Source organism: Pseudomonas sp. BRM28 (genome assembly GCF_002939405.1).
Lineage (GTDB): Bacteria > Pseudomonadota > Gammaproteobacteria > Pseudomonadales > Pseudomonadaceae > Aquipseudomonas > Aquipseudomonas palmensis.
Genome location: NZ_PEFV01000001.1, coordinates 1,534,091 through 1,549,992, shown reverse-complemented (window position 1 = coordinate 1,549,992; position 15,902 = coordinate 1,534,091). Strand labels below are relative to the sequence as shown.

At 64.5% G+C, this 15,902-nt stretch carries 12 protein-coding genes; 4 read left to right on the top strand and 8 right to left on the bottom strand.

Translation table 11 applies throughout. The features are described 5' to 3' along the window. Positions 1-33 precede the first annotated feature (33 nt). The 4 genes from pheA to mtnA all read right to left on the bottom strand — a co-directional run bounded on the left by pheA (position 34) and on the right by mtnA (position 6,286). The gene (gene pheA / locus CR917_RS07280; protein WP_043862677.1) at positions 34-1,128 is read right to left on the bottom strand and encodes a prephenate dehydratase; all 1,095 of its coding nucleotides are present in this window, start codon (positions 1,126-1,128) and stop codon (positions 34-36) included. Continuing rightward, complete coding sequence (serC, locus tag CR917_RS07275) at positions 1,128-2,213, bottom strand: 3-phosphoserine/phosphohydroxythreonine transaminase (RefSeq protein WP_043862751.1); 1,086 nt, start codon at positions 2,211-2,213, stop codon at positions 1,128-1,130. Before serC ends, pheA begins: the two co-directional genes overlap by 1 nt. A 99-nt stretch (positions 2,214-2,312) precedes the next feature. Further along, positions 2,313-4,952, bottom strand: a complete 2,640-nt coding sequence (gyrA, locus tag CR917_RS07270; RefSeq protein WP_104572072.1) for a DNA gyrase subunit A — start codon at positions 4,950-4,952, stop codon at positions 2,313-2,315. Between the two features lie 257 nt (positions 4,953-5,209). Beyond that, complete coding sequence (gene mtnA / locus CR917_RS07265; protein WP_104572071.1) at positions 5,210-6,286, bottom strand: S-methyl-5-thioribose-1-phosphate isomerase; 1,077 nt, start codon at positions 6,284-6,286, stop codon at positions 5,210-5,212. 109 nt (positions 6,287-6,395) lie between these two features. Here mtnA and CR917_RS07260 point away from each other — a divergent pair, with 109 nt between their 5' ends. The 4 genes from CR917_RS07260 (at position 6,396) to CR917_RS07245 (ending at position 10,015) form a co-directional block, all read left to right on the top strand. Continuing rightward, positions 6,396-7,727, top strand: coding sequence for a TRZ/ATZ family hydrolase (locus tag CR917_RS07260; protein WP_104572070.1), 1,332 nt, complete (start codon positions 6,396-6,398; stop codon positions 7,725-7,727). A 61-nt stretch (positions 7,728-7,788) separates the two neighbouring features. Beyond that, complete coding sequence (ubiG, locus tag CR917_RS07255; protein ID WP_043862673.1) at positions 7,789-8,487, top strand: bifunctional 2-polyprenyl-6-hydroxyphenol methylase/3-demethylubiquinol 3-O-methyltransferase UbiG; 699 nt, start codon at positions 7,789-7,791, stop codon at positions 8,485-8,487. A gap of 2 nt (positions 8,488-8,489) precedes the next feature. After that, positions 8,490-9,161, top strand: a complete 672-nt coding sequence (mupP, locus tag CR917_RS07250) for an N-acetylmuramic acid 6-phosphate phosphatase MupP (RefSeq protein ID WP_104572069.1) — start codon at positions 8,490-8,492, stop codon at positions 9,159-9,161. A 113-nt stretch (positions 9,162-9,274) separates the two neighbouring features. Further along, entirely contained in the window at positions 9,275-10,015 is a 741-nt protein-coding gene (locus CR917_RS07245; protein WP_054915860.1) for a YciK family oxidoreductase, read from the top strand. 3 nt (positions 10,016-10,018) lie between these two features. On the opposite strand, the gene CR917_RS07240 is transcribed toward CR917_RS07245, so the two are convergent. From CR917_RS07240 to CR917_RS07225, 4 genes are all read right to left on the bottom strand, one after another. After that, on the bottom strand, positions 10,019-10,822 hold the full coding sequence (locus CR917_RS07240; RefSeq protein WP_054915876.1) for a TenA family transcriptional regulator: 804 nt from the start codon (positions 10,820-10,822) through the stop codon (positions 10,019-10,021). Positions 10,823-10,860: 38 nt separating this feature from the next. Further along, entirely contained in the window at positions 10,861-13,320 is a 2,460-nt protein-coding gene (locus tag CR917_RS07235; RefSeq protein ID WP_043862670.1) for an EAL domain-containing protein, read from the bottom strand. Between the two features lie 122 nt (positions 13,321-13,442). Next, positions 13,443-15,275: an ABC transporter ATP-binding protein gene (locus CR917_RS07230; protein ID WP_043862669.1), complete on the bottom strand. Its 1,833-nt coding sequence runs from the start codon at positions 15,273-15,275 to the stop codon at positions 13,443-13,445. After that, on the bottom strand, positions 15,268-15,900 hold the full coding sequence (locus CR917_RS07225; RefSeq protein WP_043862668.1) for a DsbA family protein: 633 nt from the start codon (positions 15,898-15,900) through the stop codon (positions 15,268-15,270). The genes CR917_RS07230 and CR917_RS07225 overlap by 8 nt, the downstream gene beginning before the upstream one ends. Positions 15,901-15,902: the final 2 nt, after the last annotated feature.

The window sequence follows — 15,902 nt, the reverse complement described above, 5'->3', positions numbered from 1 at the left end:
GACCCTGTTCAGAACATCACGCATTGGCATACCTCAGAGCACCGCCTTCGGATACGAGCCCAGTACCTTCAGGGCCACCGCCTCCTGGCTGATCTGCTCCAGCACCGCCTTGATCAACGGGTCGCGATGGTGGCCGACGAAGTCGATGAAGAACACGTAGGTCCACTTGCCGCTGCGCGACGGACGGGTCTCGATGCGGGTCAGGTCGATGCCGTTCTCGTGGAACGGTACCAGCAGTTCGTGCAGCGCACCCGGCTTGTTGCTCATCGAAACGATGATCGAGGTCTTGTCATCACCGGTCGGCGGCACTTCCTGGTTGCCGATCATCAGGAAGCGCGTGGCATTGTCCGGACGGTCTTCGATTTTCTCCGCCAGGCGTGTCAGACCGTACAGGCCGGCCGCCATGTCACCGGCGATCGCCGCCGAATTCCACTCGCCCTTGACCCGCTTGGCAGCTTCGGCATTGCTCGATACCGCCACCCGCTCGACGTTCGGATAATGAGCATCCAGCCACTTGCGGCACTGGGCCAGCGACTGGGCGTGGGAGTAGATACGACTGATGCTGTCGGTCTTGGTATTCTCGCCCACCAGCAGGTGGTGGTGAATGCGCAGCTCGACTTCGCCGCAGATCACCATGTCGTGCTCGAGGAAGCTGTCCAGGGTGTGGTTGACCGCACCTTCGGTGGAGTTTTCCACAGGCACCACGCCGAAATTGACCGCGCCGGCGACCACTTCGCGGAATACCTCGTCGATGGCCGCCATCGGCTTGCTGATCACGGCATGGCCGAAGTGCTTCATGGCTGCGGCCTGGGTAAAGGTACCCTCAGGCCCCAGGTAGGCGACCTTGAGCGGTTGCTCCAGCGCCAGGCACGACGACATGATTTCACGGAACAGCCGGGCCATTTCCTCGTTGCCCAGCGGGCCCTTGTTGCGCTCCATCACGCGCTTGAGCACCTGCGCCTCGCGCTCGGGCCGGTAGAACACCGGCACCTCGCCTTCTGCCAGGGTCGCAGTCTTGACCCGGGCGACTTCCTGGGCGCAGCGCGCACGGTCGCTGATCAACTCGAGGATCTTCTCGTCGAGGCTGTCGATGCGCACGCGCAGGGCCTTGAGTTCCTGTTCGGACATCAGGCGTGTTCCTTCTCGAATTCACCCATGTAGGCCACCAGTGCCTCCACGGCATCCAGGCCCAGGGCGTTGTAGATCGAGGCACGCATGCCGCCCACCGAACGGTGACCCTTGAGGTTGAGCAGGCCACGCTCGTCGGCGCCCGCCAGGAACGCCTTGTCCAGGCGCTCGTCGGCCAGGCGGAACGGCACGTTCATCCAGGAACGGGCATTGCTGCTGATCGGGTTGGTATAGAAGTCGCTCTTGTCGATGAAGCCGTACAGGCGGTCCTTCTTGGCGCGGTTGCGCTGCTCCATGGCAGCGACACCGCCCTGCTCCTTGAGCCACTCGAACACCAGGCCCGAGAGGTACCAGGAATAGGTTGCCGGGGTGTTGTACATCGAGCCGTTGTCGGCCGCGACCTTGTAGTCGAGCATGGTCGGGCAGCTGCTGCGGGCACGGCCCAGCAGGTCTTCACGCACGATCACCACCACCAGGCCGCTGGGGCCGATGTTCTTCTGCGCACCGGCGTAGATCAAACCGAACTGCGACACGTCGACCGGACGCGAGAGGATGTCCGAGGACATGTCCACCACCAGCGGCACGTCACCGGTCTGCGGCACCCAGTCGAACTCCAGACCACCGATGGTCTCGTTCGAGGCGTAATGCAGGTAGGCGGCGTCCTTGGTCAGGTTCCACTCGTTCTGACCCGGGATGGCCAGGTAATCGTAAGGCTTGGCGCTGGCGGCGACATTGATGTTGCCATAGCGACGCGCTTCCTCGATCGCCTTTTTCGACCAGATGCCGGTCTCGATGTAGTCGGCCGTACCGCCCTCGGGCAGCAGGTTCAACGGGATCTCGGCAAACTGCTGGCTGGCGCCGCCCTGCAGGAACAGCACCTTGTAGTTGGAGGGGATGGACATCAGGTCGCGCAGGTCCTGCTCGGCCTTCTCGGCAATGGCCACGTAGTCGTCGCTACGGTGGCTCATCTCCATGACCGACAGGCCTTTGCCGCGCCAGTTCAGCATTTCTGCCTGGGCACGCTGCAGCACAGCTTCAGGAAGCGCAGCAGGGCCTGCGCAGAAGTTAAAGGCTCGTTTGCTCACATCCACTCTCGCTCTGCTCTTGATGTCTGTGGGAGCAGACACCGCAGTGGCGGGCCTGCCCGCCCCCACAGCCGCTCCCATAGGTTGCGCTACTACAATTTATTCCTGCGGCGTCTCTTCGTCAGCTGCAGCGTCCAGTGACGACCCGTCGCCAGCGTCCACGTCAGCCTCGGCATCCACCACGAAATCTTCGTCGTCTTCCTCGTCGGACGGCTCCTGCACCCGCTCCAGACCCACCAGGGTCTCGTCGCTGGCCAGCTTGATGAGCGTCACGCCCTGGGTATTGCGGCCCAGGCTGGAGACTTCGCCGACACGGGTACGCACCAGGGTGCCCTGGTCGGAAATCAGCATGATCTCCTCGCCTTCCTGCACCTGTACCGCACCGACCAGACGGCCGTTGCGATCGTTGCTGACCATGGCGATGACGCCCTGGCCACCACGCTTGTACTCGGGGAACTCGGCGATGGCGGTACGCTTGCCGAAACCACGCTCGGAAGCTGTGAGGATCTGGCTGCCTTCTTCGGGGATGATCATCGAAATCAGCTTCTGCCCCTCGGCCAGGCGCATGCCGCGCACACCGCGGGCGGTACGCCCCATGGCACGCACGTCGGACTCCTTGAAGCGGGTGACCTTGCCGGCATCGGAGAACAGCATGACCTCGCGCTCACCATCGGTGATGGAGGCGGAAATCAGGATGTCGCCTTCGTCCAGCTCCAGCGCGATCAGGCCGACACTGCGCTGACGACTGAACTGCTCCAGCGGGGTCTTCTTCACGGTGCCGTTGGCGGTGGCCATGAAGATGAAGTGGCCTTCGGTGTATTCCTCCACCGGCAGCATGGTGGTGATGACCTCGCCCTCGCCCAGCGGCAGCAGGTTCACCAGCGGACGGCCACGTGCGGCACGCGACGCCTCGGGGATTTCGTAGGTCTTGAGCCAGTACACCTTGCCCTTGCTGGAGAACAGCAGCAGCGTGGTGTGGCTGTTGGCGACCAGCAGGTGCGAGATGTAGTCCTCGTCCTTGACGCCGGTGGCCGACTTGCCCTTGCCGCCACGGCGCTGGGCCTGGTAGGCCGCCAGCGGCTGGGTCTTGGCGTAGCCGCCGTGGGAGATGGTCACCACGCGGTCTTCTTCCGGGATCATGTCACCCAGGGTCAGGTCCAGGCGTGCATCGAGAATCTCGGTGCGGCGCACGTCGCCATATTCGGCGCGGATCAGCTCCAGCTCTTCGCGGATCACTTCCATCAAGCGCTCGGCGTTGTTCAGGATGCGAATCAGCTCGCCGATCTGCTTGAGAATCTCCTGGTACTCGGCCAGCAGCTTCTCGTGCTCCAGGCCGGTCAGGCGGTGCAGGCGCAGGTCCAGGATGGCCTGGGCCTGTTCGGGCGAAAGGTAGTACTTGCCATCACGCAGACCGTACTGCTCGTCGAGGGTTTCCGGGCGGCAGGAATCGGCGCCGGCGCGCTCGACCATCACCTGCACGGCGCTGGACTCCCACGGCGTGCCGATCAGCGCTTCCTTGGCCTCGGACGGCGTCGGCGAAGCCTTGATCAGGGCGATGACCGGGTCGATGTTGGACAGTGCGACCGCCTGGCCCTCGAGGATATGACCGCGTTCACGGGCCTTGCGCAGCTCGAACACGGTACGGCGGGTGACCACCTCGCGGCGGTGACGCACGAACGCCTCGAGCAGGTCCTTGAGGTTCAGCACCCGCGGACGGCCGTCGATCAGCGCCACGATGTTGATGCCGAACACGGCCTGCAGCTGGGTCTGGGCATAGAGGTTGTTGAGGATCACCTCCGGCACTTCGCCACGGCGCAGCTCGATGACGATGCGCATGCCGTCCTTGTCGGACTCGTCGCGCAGCTCGGTGATGCCCTCGAGTTTCTTTTCCTTGACCAGCTCGGCGATCTTCTCGATCAGCCGCGCCTTGTTCAGCTGGTACGGCAGCTCGGTGATCACGATCTGCTGGCGGCCACCGACCTTGTCGATGTCCTCGACCGTCGAGCGGGCACGCATGTAGATGCGCCCGCGACCGGTGCGGTAGGCCTCGATGATGCCCTGGCGACCGTTGATGATCGCGGCAGTCGGAAAGTCCGGCCCCGGGATGAACTGCATCAGCTCATCGACCGTGATGTCGGCGTTGTCGATCAGCGCCAGGCAACCGTCGATGACTTCACCGAGGTTGTGCGGCGGAATGTTGGTCGCCATGCCCACGGCAATACCGCTGGAACCGTTGACCAGCAGGTTCGGGATCTTGGTCGGCATGACCGCCGGAATCTGCTCGGTGCCGTCGTAGTTGGGCACCCAGTCGACGGTTTCCTTGTGCAGGTCTGCCAGCAGCTCGTGCGCCAGCTTGGTCATGCGCACTTCGGTGTATCGCATGGCCGCGGCATTGTCGCCGTCCACCGAACCGAAGTTGCCCTGGCCGTCCACCAGCAGGTAGCGCAGCGAGAACGGCTGGGCCATACGGACGATGGTGTCGTAGACCGCGGTATCACCGTGGGGGTGATACTTACCGATCACGTCACCGACCACACGGGCGGATTTCTTGTACGGTTTGTTCCAGTCGTTACCCAGTTCACTCATCGCAAACAGAACGCGGCGATGCACGGGCTTCAAGCCATCACGCGCATCGGGCAGTGCACGCCCGACAATGACGCTCATCGCGTAGTCGAGGTAGGACTGTCTCAGTTCGTCTTCGATATTGACCGGTAGGATTTCTTTGGCCAGTTCGCCCATGAGAAGCCTGATTCCTTTTTCTGGTGAAACCTCGTCACATCCATATGGGACGAACGAAGCTCGCCGCTGCAAGCAGATGACCGGCAGCGACTTACGACAAATCAACGAGTTATGCCATGGATCTGCGCAGTAAAGACCGCCTCGGGAGGCGGTCTTGGAAACCGTCGGATGTTACCACAGTCCCGATAGGCTTGGGAGTATGGCAAACCGCCGCCCGATCTGAGGCCGGCTTGCCGGCAAAGGGCGCGGCGCGGACCTCAATGCAACCGCTTGCGGCACATCAACTGCGCCATCTTGGCCGCGTCCGGACGCTCGACGATGCCCTTTTCGGTCACGATCACGTCGATCAGGTCTGCCGGCGTCACATCGAACACCGGATTGAAGGCCTCTACCCCGGCCCCGACCCGTTCGCCGCCCACCTCCAGCAGCTCGCTGACATCCCGCTCCTCGAGTATCACCTCCTCGCCACTGGCCAGGTTGAGGTCGATGCTCGAACTGGGCGCCACTACCATGAAGCGAACCCCATGGTGCATGGCATTGACCGCCAGCTGGTAGGTGCCGATTTTGCTGACCACGTCGCCATTGGCAGTGATGCGGTCGGCGCCGACGATCACCCAGGTGATGCCCTTGGTCTTCATCAGGTGCGCGGCGGCGGAATCGACGCCGATGGTCACCGGCACCCCTTCGCCGGCAAGCTCCCAGGCGGTCAGCCGCGACCCTTGCAGCCAGGGCCGGGTCTCGGCCACGTACACCCGCTCCACCATGCCTTCCAGGTACGCGGCGCGAATCACCCCCAGCGCAGTGCCGAACCCACCCGTGGCCAGCGCGCCGGCATTGCAGTGGGTGAGGATGGCCTGCTCGCTGCCCTGGTGCCTGCGAATCAGCTCGGCGCCCAGCTGGGCCATGGTCAGGTTGGCTTCACGGTCGCTTTCGTGGATGGCCTCGGCTTCGGCCAGCATGATCGCCAGCACGTCATCCCCGGCCTTTATCCGCAACAGCCGCTCGCGCATGCGGTTCAGTGCCCAGAACAGGTTGACGGCGGTGGGACGGGCTTCGCCCAGCAGCTCGAAGTCCTCTTCCAGAGCCATTTCCCAGTCATCGCCATCCGCCAGGCGCTGGCGCAGCGCCAGCACCAGGCCATAGGCCGCACTGATGCCGATGGCCGGGGCGCCGCGCACCACCATGGTGCGGATGGCCTCGGCCACCCCGACGGCATCGTTATACGCCAGCCAGCGCTGCTCGAACGGCAGCGCACGCTGGTCGAGCAGATACAGGGCACCATCCCGCCAATCGATGGCCGTCACCTTCTCCGCAGCCAACAGTCGATCGCGCATGCCTCACCCCGTCATTCGGACATCAAAAGCGCACGATTATAACGAGCCCCAGCCGCGGACGCTCGGGTATACTTCGCCCCCACCTTCCGCGATACCGGGATTTTCGCACATGCCCAAGCCTGCCCCTCCCCTCGACCTGTTGCTCCTGCCCTCGTGGCTGGTGCCCGTCGAACCGGCCGGGGTGGTTCTCAAGGGCCACGGCATCGGTATCCGCGACGGCCTTATCGCCTTCATCGGCCCGCGCGAAGACGCCCTGCGCCTGCAGGCCACCGAGGTGCGCGAGCTGCCCGGCTGCCTGCTCGCCCCCGGCCTGATCAACGCCCACGGCCACGCCGCGATGACGCTGTTTCGCGGCCTGGCCGACGACCTGCCGCTGATGACCTGGCTGCAGGAGCACATCTGGCCCGCCGAAGCCCGCTGGGTCGATGAAGCCTTCGTGCGTGACGGCACCAACCTGGCCATTGCCGAACAGCTCAAGGGTGGCATCACCTGCTTCTCGGACATGTACTTCTTCCCCAAGATCGCCAGCGAATGCGTGCACGACAGCGGCATGCGCGCGCAGATCGCAGTGCCGTTGCTGGACTTCCCGATTCCCGGCGCCCGCACCTTCGACGAAGGCCTGCACCTGGGCGTGGAGCTGTTCGGCGACCTGCGCCACCATCCGCGCATCACCGTGGCCCTGGGCCCGCACGCACCGTACACGGTCAGCGACGCCAACCTGGAAAAGGTCCGGGTGATCGCCGAAGAGCTGGACGCGCTGGTGCACATGCACCTGCACGAGACCGCCTTCGAGGTGCAGCAGTCCATCGACCAGTGCGGCGAGCGGCCATTGGCGCGCCTGGCACGCATCGGCCTGCTGGGCCCGCGCCTGCAGGCCGTGCACATGACCCAGGTCAGCGACGACGACCTGGCCCTGCTGGTAGAAAGCAACACCAGCGTGGTGCACTGCCCTGAATCCAACCTCAAGCTGGCCAGCGGCTTCTGCCCGGTGGAACGCCTGTGGCAGGCTGGCGTCAACGTAGCCATAGGCACCGATGGCGCCGCCAGCAACAACGACCTCGACCTGCTGGGCGAAACCCGTACCGCGGCCCTGCTGGCCAAGGCCGTGTCAGGTTCGGCCAGCGCCCTGGATGCCCATCGCGCCTTGCGCATGGCAACCCTCAACGGCGCCCGCGCGCTGGGCCTGGAGGCCGTAACCGGCTCACTGGAGCTGGGCAAGGCTGCCGACCTGGTGGCATTCGACCTGTCGGGCCTGGCCCAGCAGCCGATCTACGACCCGGTCTCGCAACTGGTGTATGCCAGCGGGCGGGACTGCGCAAGACATGTCTGGGTGGCCGGCCGGCAACTGCTCGATGAGCGCCGCCTCACCCGGCTCGACGAACAGGCCGTGCATGCCAGCGCCTGTGGCTGGGGCCAGCGTATCGGCGGCCAGCACGAATAACCCGTCGGCAGCCACGGCTGCCGACCTGTAGCGAATTATCAAAGTTTCTGAGGACCGTTCCATGAGCAACGTCGACCACGCCGAAATCGCCAAATTCGAAGCCCTGGCCCACCGCTGGTGGGACCGCGAGAGCGAATTCAAGCCACTGCACGACATCAATCCGCTGCGGGTCAACTGGGTCGACGAGCGGGTCAAGCTGGCCGGCAAGAAAGTGCTCGACGTCGGTTGTGGCGGCGGCATTCTCAGCGAGGCCATGGCCCTGCGGGGTGCCACCGTCACCGGCATCGACATGGGTGAAGCGCCGCTGGCCGTCGCCCGCCTGCACCAGCTGGAGTCCGGCGTCGAGGTGGAGTACCGGCAGATCACCGCCGAAGCCCTGGCCGAGGAAATGCCCGAGCAGTTCGACGTGGTCACCTGCCTGGAGATGCTCGAGCACGTACCCGACCCCTCCTCGGTGATCCGCGCCTGCTACCGCATGGTCAAGCCCGGCGGCCAGGTATTCTTCTCCACCATCAACCGCAACCCCAAGGCCTACCTGTTCGCCATCATCGGTGCGGAATACATCATGAAGCTGCTGCCGCGCGGCACCCATGACTTCAAGAAATTCATCCGACCGTCCGAACTGGGCGCCTGGAGCCGCGAAGCGGGCCTGAGCGTCAAGGACATCATCGGCCTGACCTACAACCCGCTGACCAAGCACTACAAACTGGCCAGCGACGTCGACGTCAACTACATGATCCAGACCCTGCGCGAGGAATGAGCATGCGTTTGCGAGCAGTACTTTTCGACATGGACGGCACCCTGCTCGACACGGCGCCGGATTTCATCGCCATCTGCCAGGCCATGCTGGCCGACCGCAGCCTGCCGGCAATCGACGATGAACGGATTCGCGAGGTGATTTCCGGTGGCGCCCGAGCCATGGTCGCCACCGCGTTCGCGATGAGCCCCGAAGCCCCCGAGTTCGAGGCGCTGCGCCTGGAATTCCTCGAGCGCTACCAGAAGGATTGCGCGGTGCACAGCAAGCTGTTCGACGGCATGGCCGAGCTGCTGGCCGACATCGAAAAAGGCAACCTGCTGTGGGGCGTGGTCACCAACAAGCCGGTACGCTTCGCCGAGCCGATCATGCAGCAGCTGGGCCTGGCCGAGCGTTCGTCGCTGCTGATCTGTCCGGATCACGTGAAGAACAGCAAGCCCGACCCCGAGCCGCTGATCCTGGCCTGCAAGACCCTGAACCTGGACCCGGCCAGCGTGCTGTTCGTGGGTGACGACCTGCGCGACATCGAGTCGGGCCGCGACGCCGGCACCCGCACCGCAGCGGTGCGCTACGGCTATATTCATCCAGAGGACAACCCCAACAACTGGGGCGCGGACGTGGTGGTCGATCATCCGCTGGACCTGCGCAAGGTGCTCGACAGCGCCCTGTGCGGCTGCTGATCGCCGACACCCGCCAAAAGCTTCGCCGGCACGGCCGGCTCCTGCAACACCGGATCGATTTGTAGGAGCCGGCCGTGCCGGCGAATGCCTCACCACGATCTCGAGGGAATCCCATGTTCGACTACACCGCCCGCCCCGGCCTGCTCAACGGCCGGGTCATCCTGGTCACCGGCGCCGGTCGCGGCATCGGCGCCGCTGCTGCCAAGGCCTACGCTGCCCATGGCGCCACGGTACTGCTGCTGGGCAAGACCGAAGCCAACCTCAACGAGGTGCACGACCAGATCACCGCAGCCGGCCATCCGGCACCGGTGGTCGTGCCCTTCAACCTCGAAACCGCCCTGCCCCATCAGTACGATGAGCTGGCAGTGATGGTGGAAAACGAATTCGGTCGTCTCGACGGGCTGCTGCACAACGCCTCCATCATCGGCCCGCGTACCCCGCTGGAGCAGTTGTCGGGCGAGAACTTCATGCGCGTCATGCACATCAACGTCAACGCCATGTTCATGCTCACCAGCACCCTGCTGCCGCTGCTCAAGCTGTCGGAGGATGCCTCGGTGGTGTTCACCTCCAGCAGCGTCGGGCGCAAGGGCCGGGCCTACTGGGGTGCCTATGGCGTATCGAAATTCGCCACCGAAGGCCTGATGCAGACCCTCGCCGACGAGCTGGAGAACGTTGCCCCCGTGCGCGCCAACAGCGTCAACCCGGGCGCCACACGCACCAGCATGCGCGCCCAGGCCTACCCTGCCGAGGCACCGGAGAACAACCCGCTGCCCGAGCAGATCATGCCGGTCTACCTCTACCTGATGGGCCCGGACAGCAAGGGCATCAACGGCCAGGCGCTCAACGCACAGTAGCCCTCAGGCGCCGACCAGGGCCGAGCGCGACCGGGCAGTGGAGCCCGGCTCGGCCTGTGGGGACTGCTCCAGCTGCAGACAGCGCTCCAGAAACAGGTACATGTAGTCGTAGCTCTTGCAGATCGCACGACGCAGCTGGGTCTGCAGCGCCTGTGGTGGGTTGTTGCCCGCCAGCGTGCAGATGATCTCCAACGCCTCCCAAGGGTGCTCGTCGTCATACTGCGCGTGCATCCTCAGCCATTTCATGGCGCGCTTGCGCCCGCTTTCGGGAAAGCCGTTGGCGTAGGTATCCGTCGAACACACCAGCGCCGACCATTCCCCCACCGCGCCTTCGATCGCATAGTTGGTCGCGGCCATGGCCACGATCAGCGAATCGGCCGCACAGGTATGCCAGCACCAGTCACTCAGCGCCTGCAACTCGGTCGGCACGTTCTGCTCGTTCAGATCGTCCAGGCTGACCCCGTGCGCCTGGGCCCAGTGCACCCAGTAGTCGGCATGGTTGAGCTCGACACGGATATTGCGCATCAGCCAGCGACGCGCCATGTCTTCCCCCGGGTGGCGGGCAAAACTGGTCTTGGCCAGGTTCTGCGCCATGTACACCGAAAACTGTTCGACTACCGGCCAGCCGCCGATCAGATACTGGCGCAGGGTGCGCTGGCTCAGCTTGCCGTCGCGCAGGCGGTGATAGATTTCATGCTCTACCACCCGCTGCTTGCTCGCACTGCAATCCTCGATCAGTTTCTGAGCCCAGAGTGGGTAACTTTGCGCGTCCATCAATGGACCCACTCGCTCAAATGCATCAATCACTGTCATATCCCTACATCCTTGTGATTTGAAGTGAACGCTCAGCGAAACGTCCCCGGCGTCCTGAACAGCAAGGGTCGCGAACGGATACGCCGGCGTTGCAAGCTTTCACAGGTGAACACCTGCGGCCGCTCGATCAGGTAGCCCTGGGCGTAATCGACACCAATTTCATGCAGCGCCTGCTCGATCAGGGGCGTCTCGACAAACTCGGCAATGGTGCGCTTGCCCATGACGTGGCCAATATGGTTGATCACTTCGACCATAGCCCGGTTAATCGGATCGTCAAGCATGTCCTTGACGAAACTCCCGTCGATTTTCAGGAAGTCCACGGGCAGGTGTTTGAGGTAGGCAAACGACGACATCCCGGCGCAGAAGTCGTCCAGCGAAAAGTGGCAACCCAGCCCTTTCAATTCGTTGATGAAACGAATGGCGCTGCCCAGGTTGGCAATCGCACTGGTTTCGGTGATCTCGAAACAGATCATTTCAGGCGGTATGGCGTACTCGACGAACTGGCGCTGCAGATAATCCAGAAACTTGTCATCGCCGATGCTGCTGCCCGACAGGTTGATGGCGCACATTGCCAATGGCCCCTTTCGCCCCTCGTCCAGCGCCTGGCGAATCACCTTGAACACTCTGTTCACTACCCAGCGATCCAGGGCCGTCATGAGCCCATAGCGTTCGGCGGCCGGGATGAAGCTGTCGGGCAGGATGATGCGCCCGCTCTCATCATGCAGGCGCAGCAGTATTTCCAGATGACCGGCATCCGACTCACCGGCCGCCAGTGGTGCGATTTCCTGGGCATACAGGCAGAAGCGGTCTTCCTCCAGGGCGATGTGCAGGCGCTGGATCCAGGCCATCTCGCCAAAGCGCATGGACAGCTCGGTGTCGTCGGGGTGGTACACCTGCACCCGGTTGCGCCCCTTCTCCTTGGCCATGTAGCACGCCATGTCGGCCGCACGCAGCGAGGCCTCCAGCGTATGGGGTGCCAGTTGCAGGTGGACCAGCCCCACGCTCACGGTGGTCATGAACGGGCGCCCCTTCCACACGAAGTGCAGGCTCTGCACGGTCTGGCGCAGATTCTCGGCAATGCGCTCGGCCTGCTCGGGCAGGCAGTTCTCGAGCAGGATACCGAACTCGTCGCCGCCCAGGCGCGCCAGGGTATCGCCCTCGCGAACGCCCGCCTGCAGCACCGCGCAAATGTGACGCAGCAATTCGTCGCCCGCCGCATGGCCACAGGTGTCGTTGACCAGCTTGAACTGATCCAGGTCCAGAAACAGCAGGGTGTGGCGCGCCGCCTGGCGGCCCAGGTCGCCCAGCGCCAGCTCCAGCCGGTATTCGAATTCGCGCCGGTTGGCCAGCCCGGTGAGGGCATCATGGGTGGCCTGCCACGACAGGTTGGCGATGTACTGGCGCTCCTGGGTCATGTCGTGCAGCACCAGCACGATGCCGCTGACCTGACCGTCACTGATGATCGGCGAGCCCACCAGGGCCACCGACACCGTGCTGCCGTCCAGCCGCTGGATCAGCTTGGCGTGCTCGCTGCCGCCCTTGAGGGTACCGCTCAGAATGCGCTCGGTAAGGGACAGGCTGTCTTTTTCGGCGTTGTCGTCCAGCAGGCTGAACAGCGCCGCCAGCGGCAGGCCCTGGGCCTGTCCGGCGCTCCAGTGGGTCAACTGCTCGGCGGCAGGGTTCATGTAGGCGATACAGCCCTCGACATCGGTGGTGATCACCCCATCGCCAATCGACTGCAAGGTGATCTGCGCCCGATCCTTCTCCACCTGCAGGGCACTGGCAAAGGCCTGGCGCTGCGCCAGCAGCTTGTGCGTGCGCAGGCAGGCCAGCGCAATCAGAAACAGTGCCGTGGCCAGGTTGACCACCAGCAGCAGGCGCAACAGCATGCGCGATCCTTCGCCCAGGGCATCGCTGAACGCCATGGCGGCGGGGGTTACCGCCTCGTTGATCGCGGCGATCTCACCCTTCCAGGCTGCAACCCGCTGCGCAGTGACATTCCCGGTGACGATACCCTGGTGGATCCGGTTGGCCAGCGCATCCAGCTGCTGCAGGTAGTCGTCCCCCACCGACCAGCGTTCGATGGCGCGTTCCATGTAGCTGACATGACGGAAATTCAGGTAGAGCCAGATGACGCTGTCGATGTCATCCGGGTGGTTGCCGCCCCTGAGGATGCCCTGGCGCGCAGCGGCCAGGTCCAGGGGCTTGGCGTCCAGCGCGGTGCGCAGCTGGTGCCCACCCTGGGGGATGGCGATGGCCTGCCGGTACTTCTGGTAGGCCGCCTCGTCGCGGCTGTCGGTATACAGGCTCAGGAAGTAGATGGCGTCCTTCTGCCCCTTGGACCACAGGCTCTCGCCCGCCACATAACCGCGCACGGCCGACAAGGCATAGAGGCTGATGCCCCCCAGCAAGGCCTGGAACAGTACGACCGCCACAAAAGGCCAGATGATGCCCAACAACCTGGGCGCTTCGAGAGTCCGTTTCTGCTTCATGAGGTCCCTTGCAGCAATGCGCAGCCCGATGAGTCTCATCCTGCACAGACACAGCCTAGGCCATTTGCCACCTGCCATCAGGCCCTTTTTCACCTGTACAACAGTTGTACAGTAGAAGGCCCTCAGCTCTGTTGCAAATGCCCATAGAGCTTGGCGTACAACCCGCCCTCGGCGATCAGCTGCTGGTGACCGCCATCCTCGGCGACATGCCCGCCGTCGAACACCAGCACGCGGTCGGCCTGCTTCACTGCCGACAGGCGGTGAGCGATGATCAGGGTGGTACGGGCGCTGAGGAAGCGGCTCAGCGCCTGGTGCAGGTTGTACTCGGTGGCCGCGTCCAGTGCCGAGGTGGCCTCATCGAGAATGACGACCTTGGGCTCGGCCAGCACCATGCGCGCTATCGCCAGACGCTGGCGCTGCCCGCCGGACAGACGCACGCCCGAACGTCCCACCACACTGTCCAGGCCCTGCGGCAGCGCGGCGATGGTGGCGTCGAGCTGGGCAATGCGCAGCGCCTGCCAGCAGGCCTCATCGGTACTCTCGCGGCCCATGGTCAGGTTGGCGCGCACGGTGTCGTTGAACAGCGACGGGTGCTGCAACACCACCGCCACATGCTCGCGCAGGGTTTCCAGGCCGATCTCCTGCAAGGTCGAACCGCCGAAGCGGATGCTGCCGGCCTGGGCGCTGTACAGGCCCAGCAACAGCTGCACCAGGGTGCTCTTGCCGCCGCCGCTGGCGCCGACGATGGCCACCTTCTCGCCGGGTGCGATGGACAGGTTCAACTGGTCCAGCACCGGCTCCTCGCCATAGCCGAAACGCAGCCCGCGCACCTCGATGCCCACGGTGGTCTGCCCCGCGAAAGGGTCGATGCCGCCGGGATACTGCGGCTCGTCGCTGCGCGCCAGCAGCTCGTTGATCCGGCTCAGCGCACCACCTGCCGCGTAGTAGGCGTACTGCAGGTTGAGCAACTGCTCCACCGGGCCGATCATGAACCACAGGTAGCTGAACACCGCCAGCATCTGGCCGATGCTGAGGTCGGAAAACAGCACCGTGAGCATGGCCGCTGCGCGAAAGATGTCGATGCCGAACTGGAACAGCAAGCCACTGGCGCGGCTGCTGGCATCGCTCTTCCATTGCGAGGACACCGCATAGTTGCGCACCTCCTGGGCACGCATGCCCAAGCGCCCGAGAAAGTAGCCCTGGCGGTTGCCGGCACGGATTTCCTGGATCGCATCCAGGGTTTCGGTCAGTGCCTGGGTGAAGCGCGAGGTGCTGTCGTTCTCGAGTTTCTTCAGGTGCTTGACCCGCTTGCCCAACTGCACCGTGGCAAAGATCACCAGCGGGTTGAACAGCAGGATCAACAGCGCCAGCTGCCAGTGCATCCACAACAGGATCGCCGAGGTGCCGGCCAGCGTGAGCATGGCCACCAGAAAGCGGCTGAGGGTTTCACCGACGAACTTGTCCACGGTGTCCAGATCGGTGACCAGGTGCGTGGTAACCGTACCGCTGCCCAGGCTCTCGTACTCGCTCAGCGAGATGCGCTTGAGCCGCTCGATCAGGCGGATGCGCAGCCGGTAGACGATGTCCTTGGCCAGCCCGGCGAACAGCTTGGCCTGCACCACGTTGAAGGCCAGTGCCGCACAGCGCAGCGTCAGGGTGAAGACCAGCATCAGGCCGATGTAGCCGGCCGCCACCTGCCAGCTGGCGGGCAGCAGGTTGTTCATCCACTTGAGCGCCGCATCGCCGTGCCCCAGCAGCACTTCGTCGACCAGCAACGGCAGCAGCAGCGGAATCGGCACACTGCACAGGGCCGCCAGCACGGCCACGCCGTTGGCAGTCCACAGGGCTTTCTTGTGGTGTTGCGCCAGGCGCCGGATCTCGGCCCAGCTCAAGCGATCGACAGGTGCCGGCGTCGGCCCGGGCACCGGGTCGGGGGAGCCAGGCAGGTCAAGCATTGACCGCATGCTCCAGCCAGCGCCCCAGCAGCGGCTGCAGCGCCCCCAGGGCCTGGTAGCCGTTGGTCAGCAGGGCCAGTTGGCCATTGCGCTCGGCGAGCAGGGTCGGGAAGCCCGCGATGCCCAGGTCCTGCACCCAGGTGAAGTCGGCGGCGGTGGCGCTGCGGGTGTCGCCGCTGCTGAAGGCCTCGGCGAAGGCGGCGCGGTCGAAACCGGCCTGCTCGGCCAGCTCCACCAGCTTGACCGGCAGGGTCACGTCTTCGCTGCGCTGGTAGAACGCCTGCTGGATCATCCCCAGCAGCGTCCAGGCCCGCTGCGGGTCCAGGCTGCGTGCAGCCACCAGCGCGCGGCAGGCAGGTTCGGTGTCGTAGACAAAGCCTTCGGGCATCGCGCCCTCGAGCTGGAACGGCTGGCCGGTGGCCTGATTGACCGCCTGCCAGTGTTCAAGAATGTAGCGCCGGGTGGAGGCATCCAGCGCACTGCTGCCCGAGCGCAGGCCGCCGGGCACCAGGTGGGTGTCCACGCCGGCCTCGCGCGCCTGCCGTATCAGGGCCTCGGCCACGGGTGCGAAACCCCAGCACCAGGAGCACATCGGGTCCATTACATACAGCAGGCGAGCGGTCATCC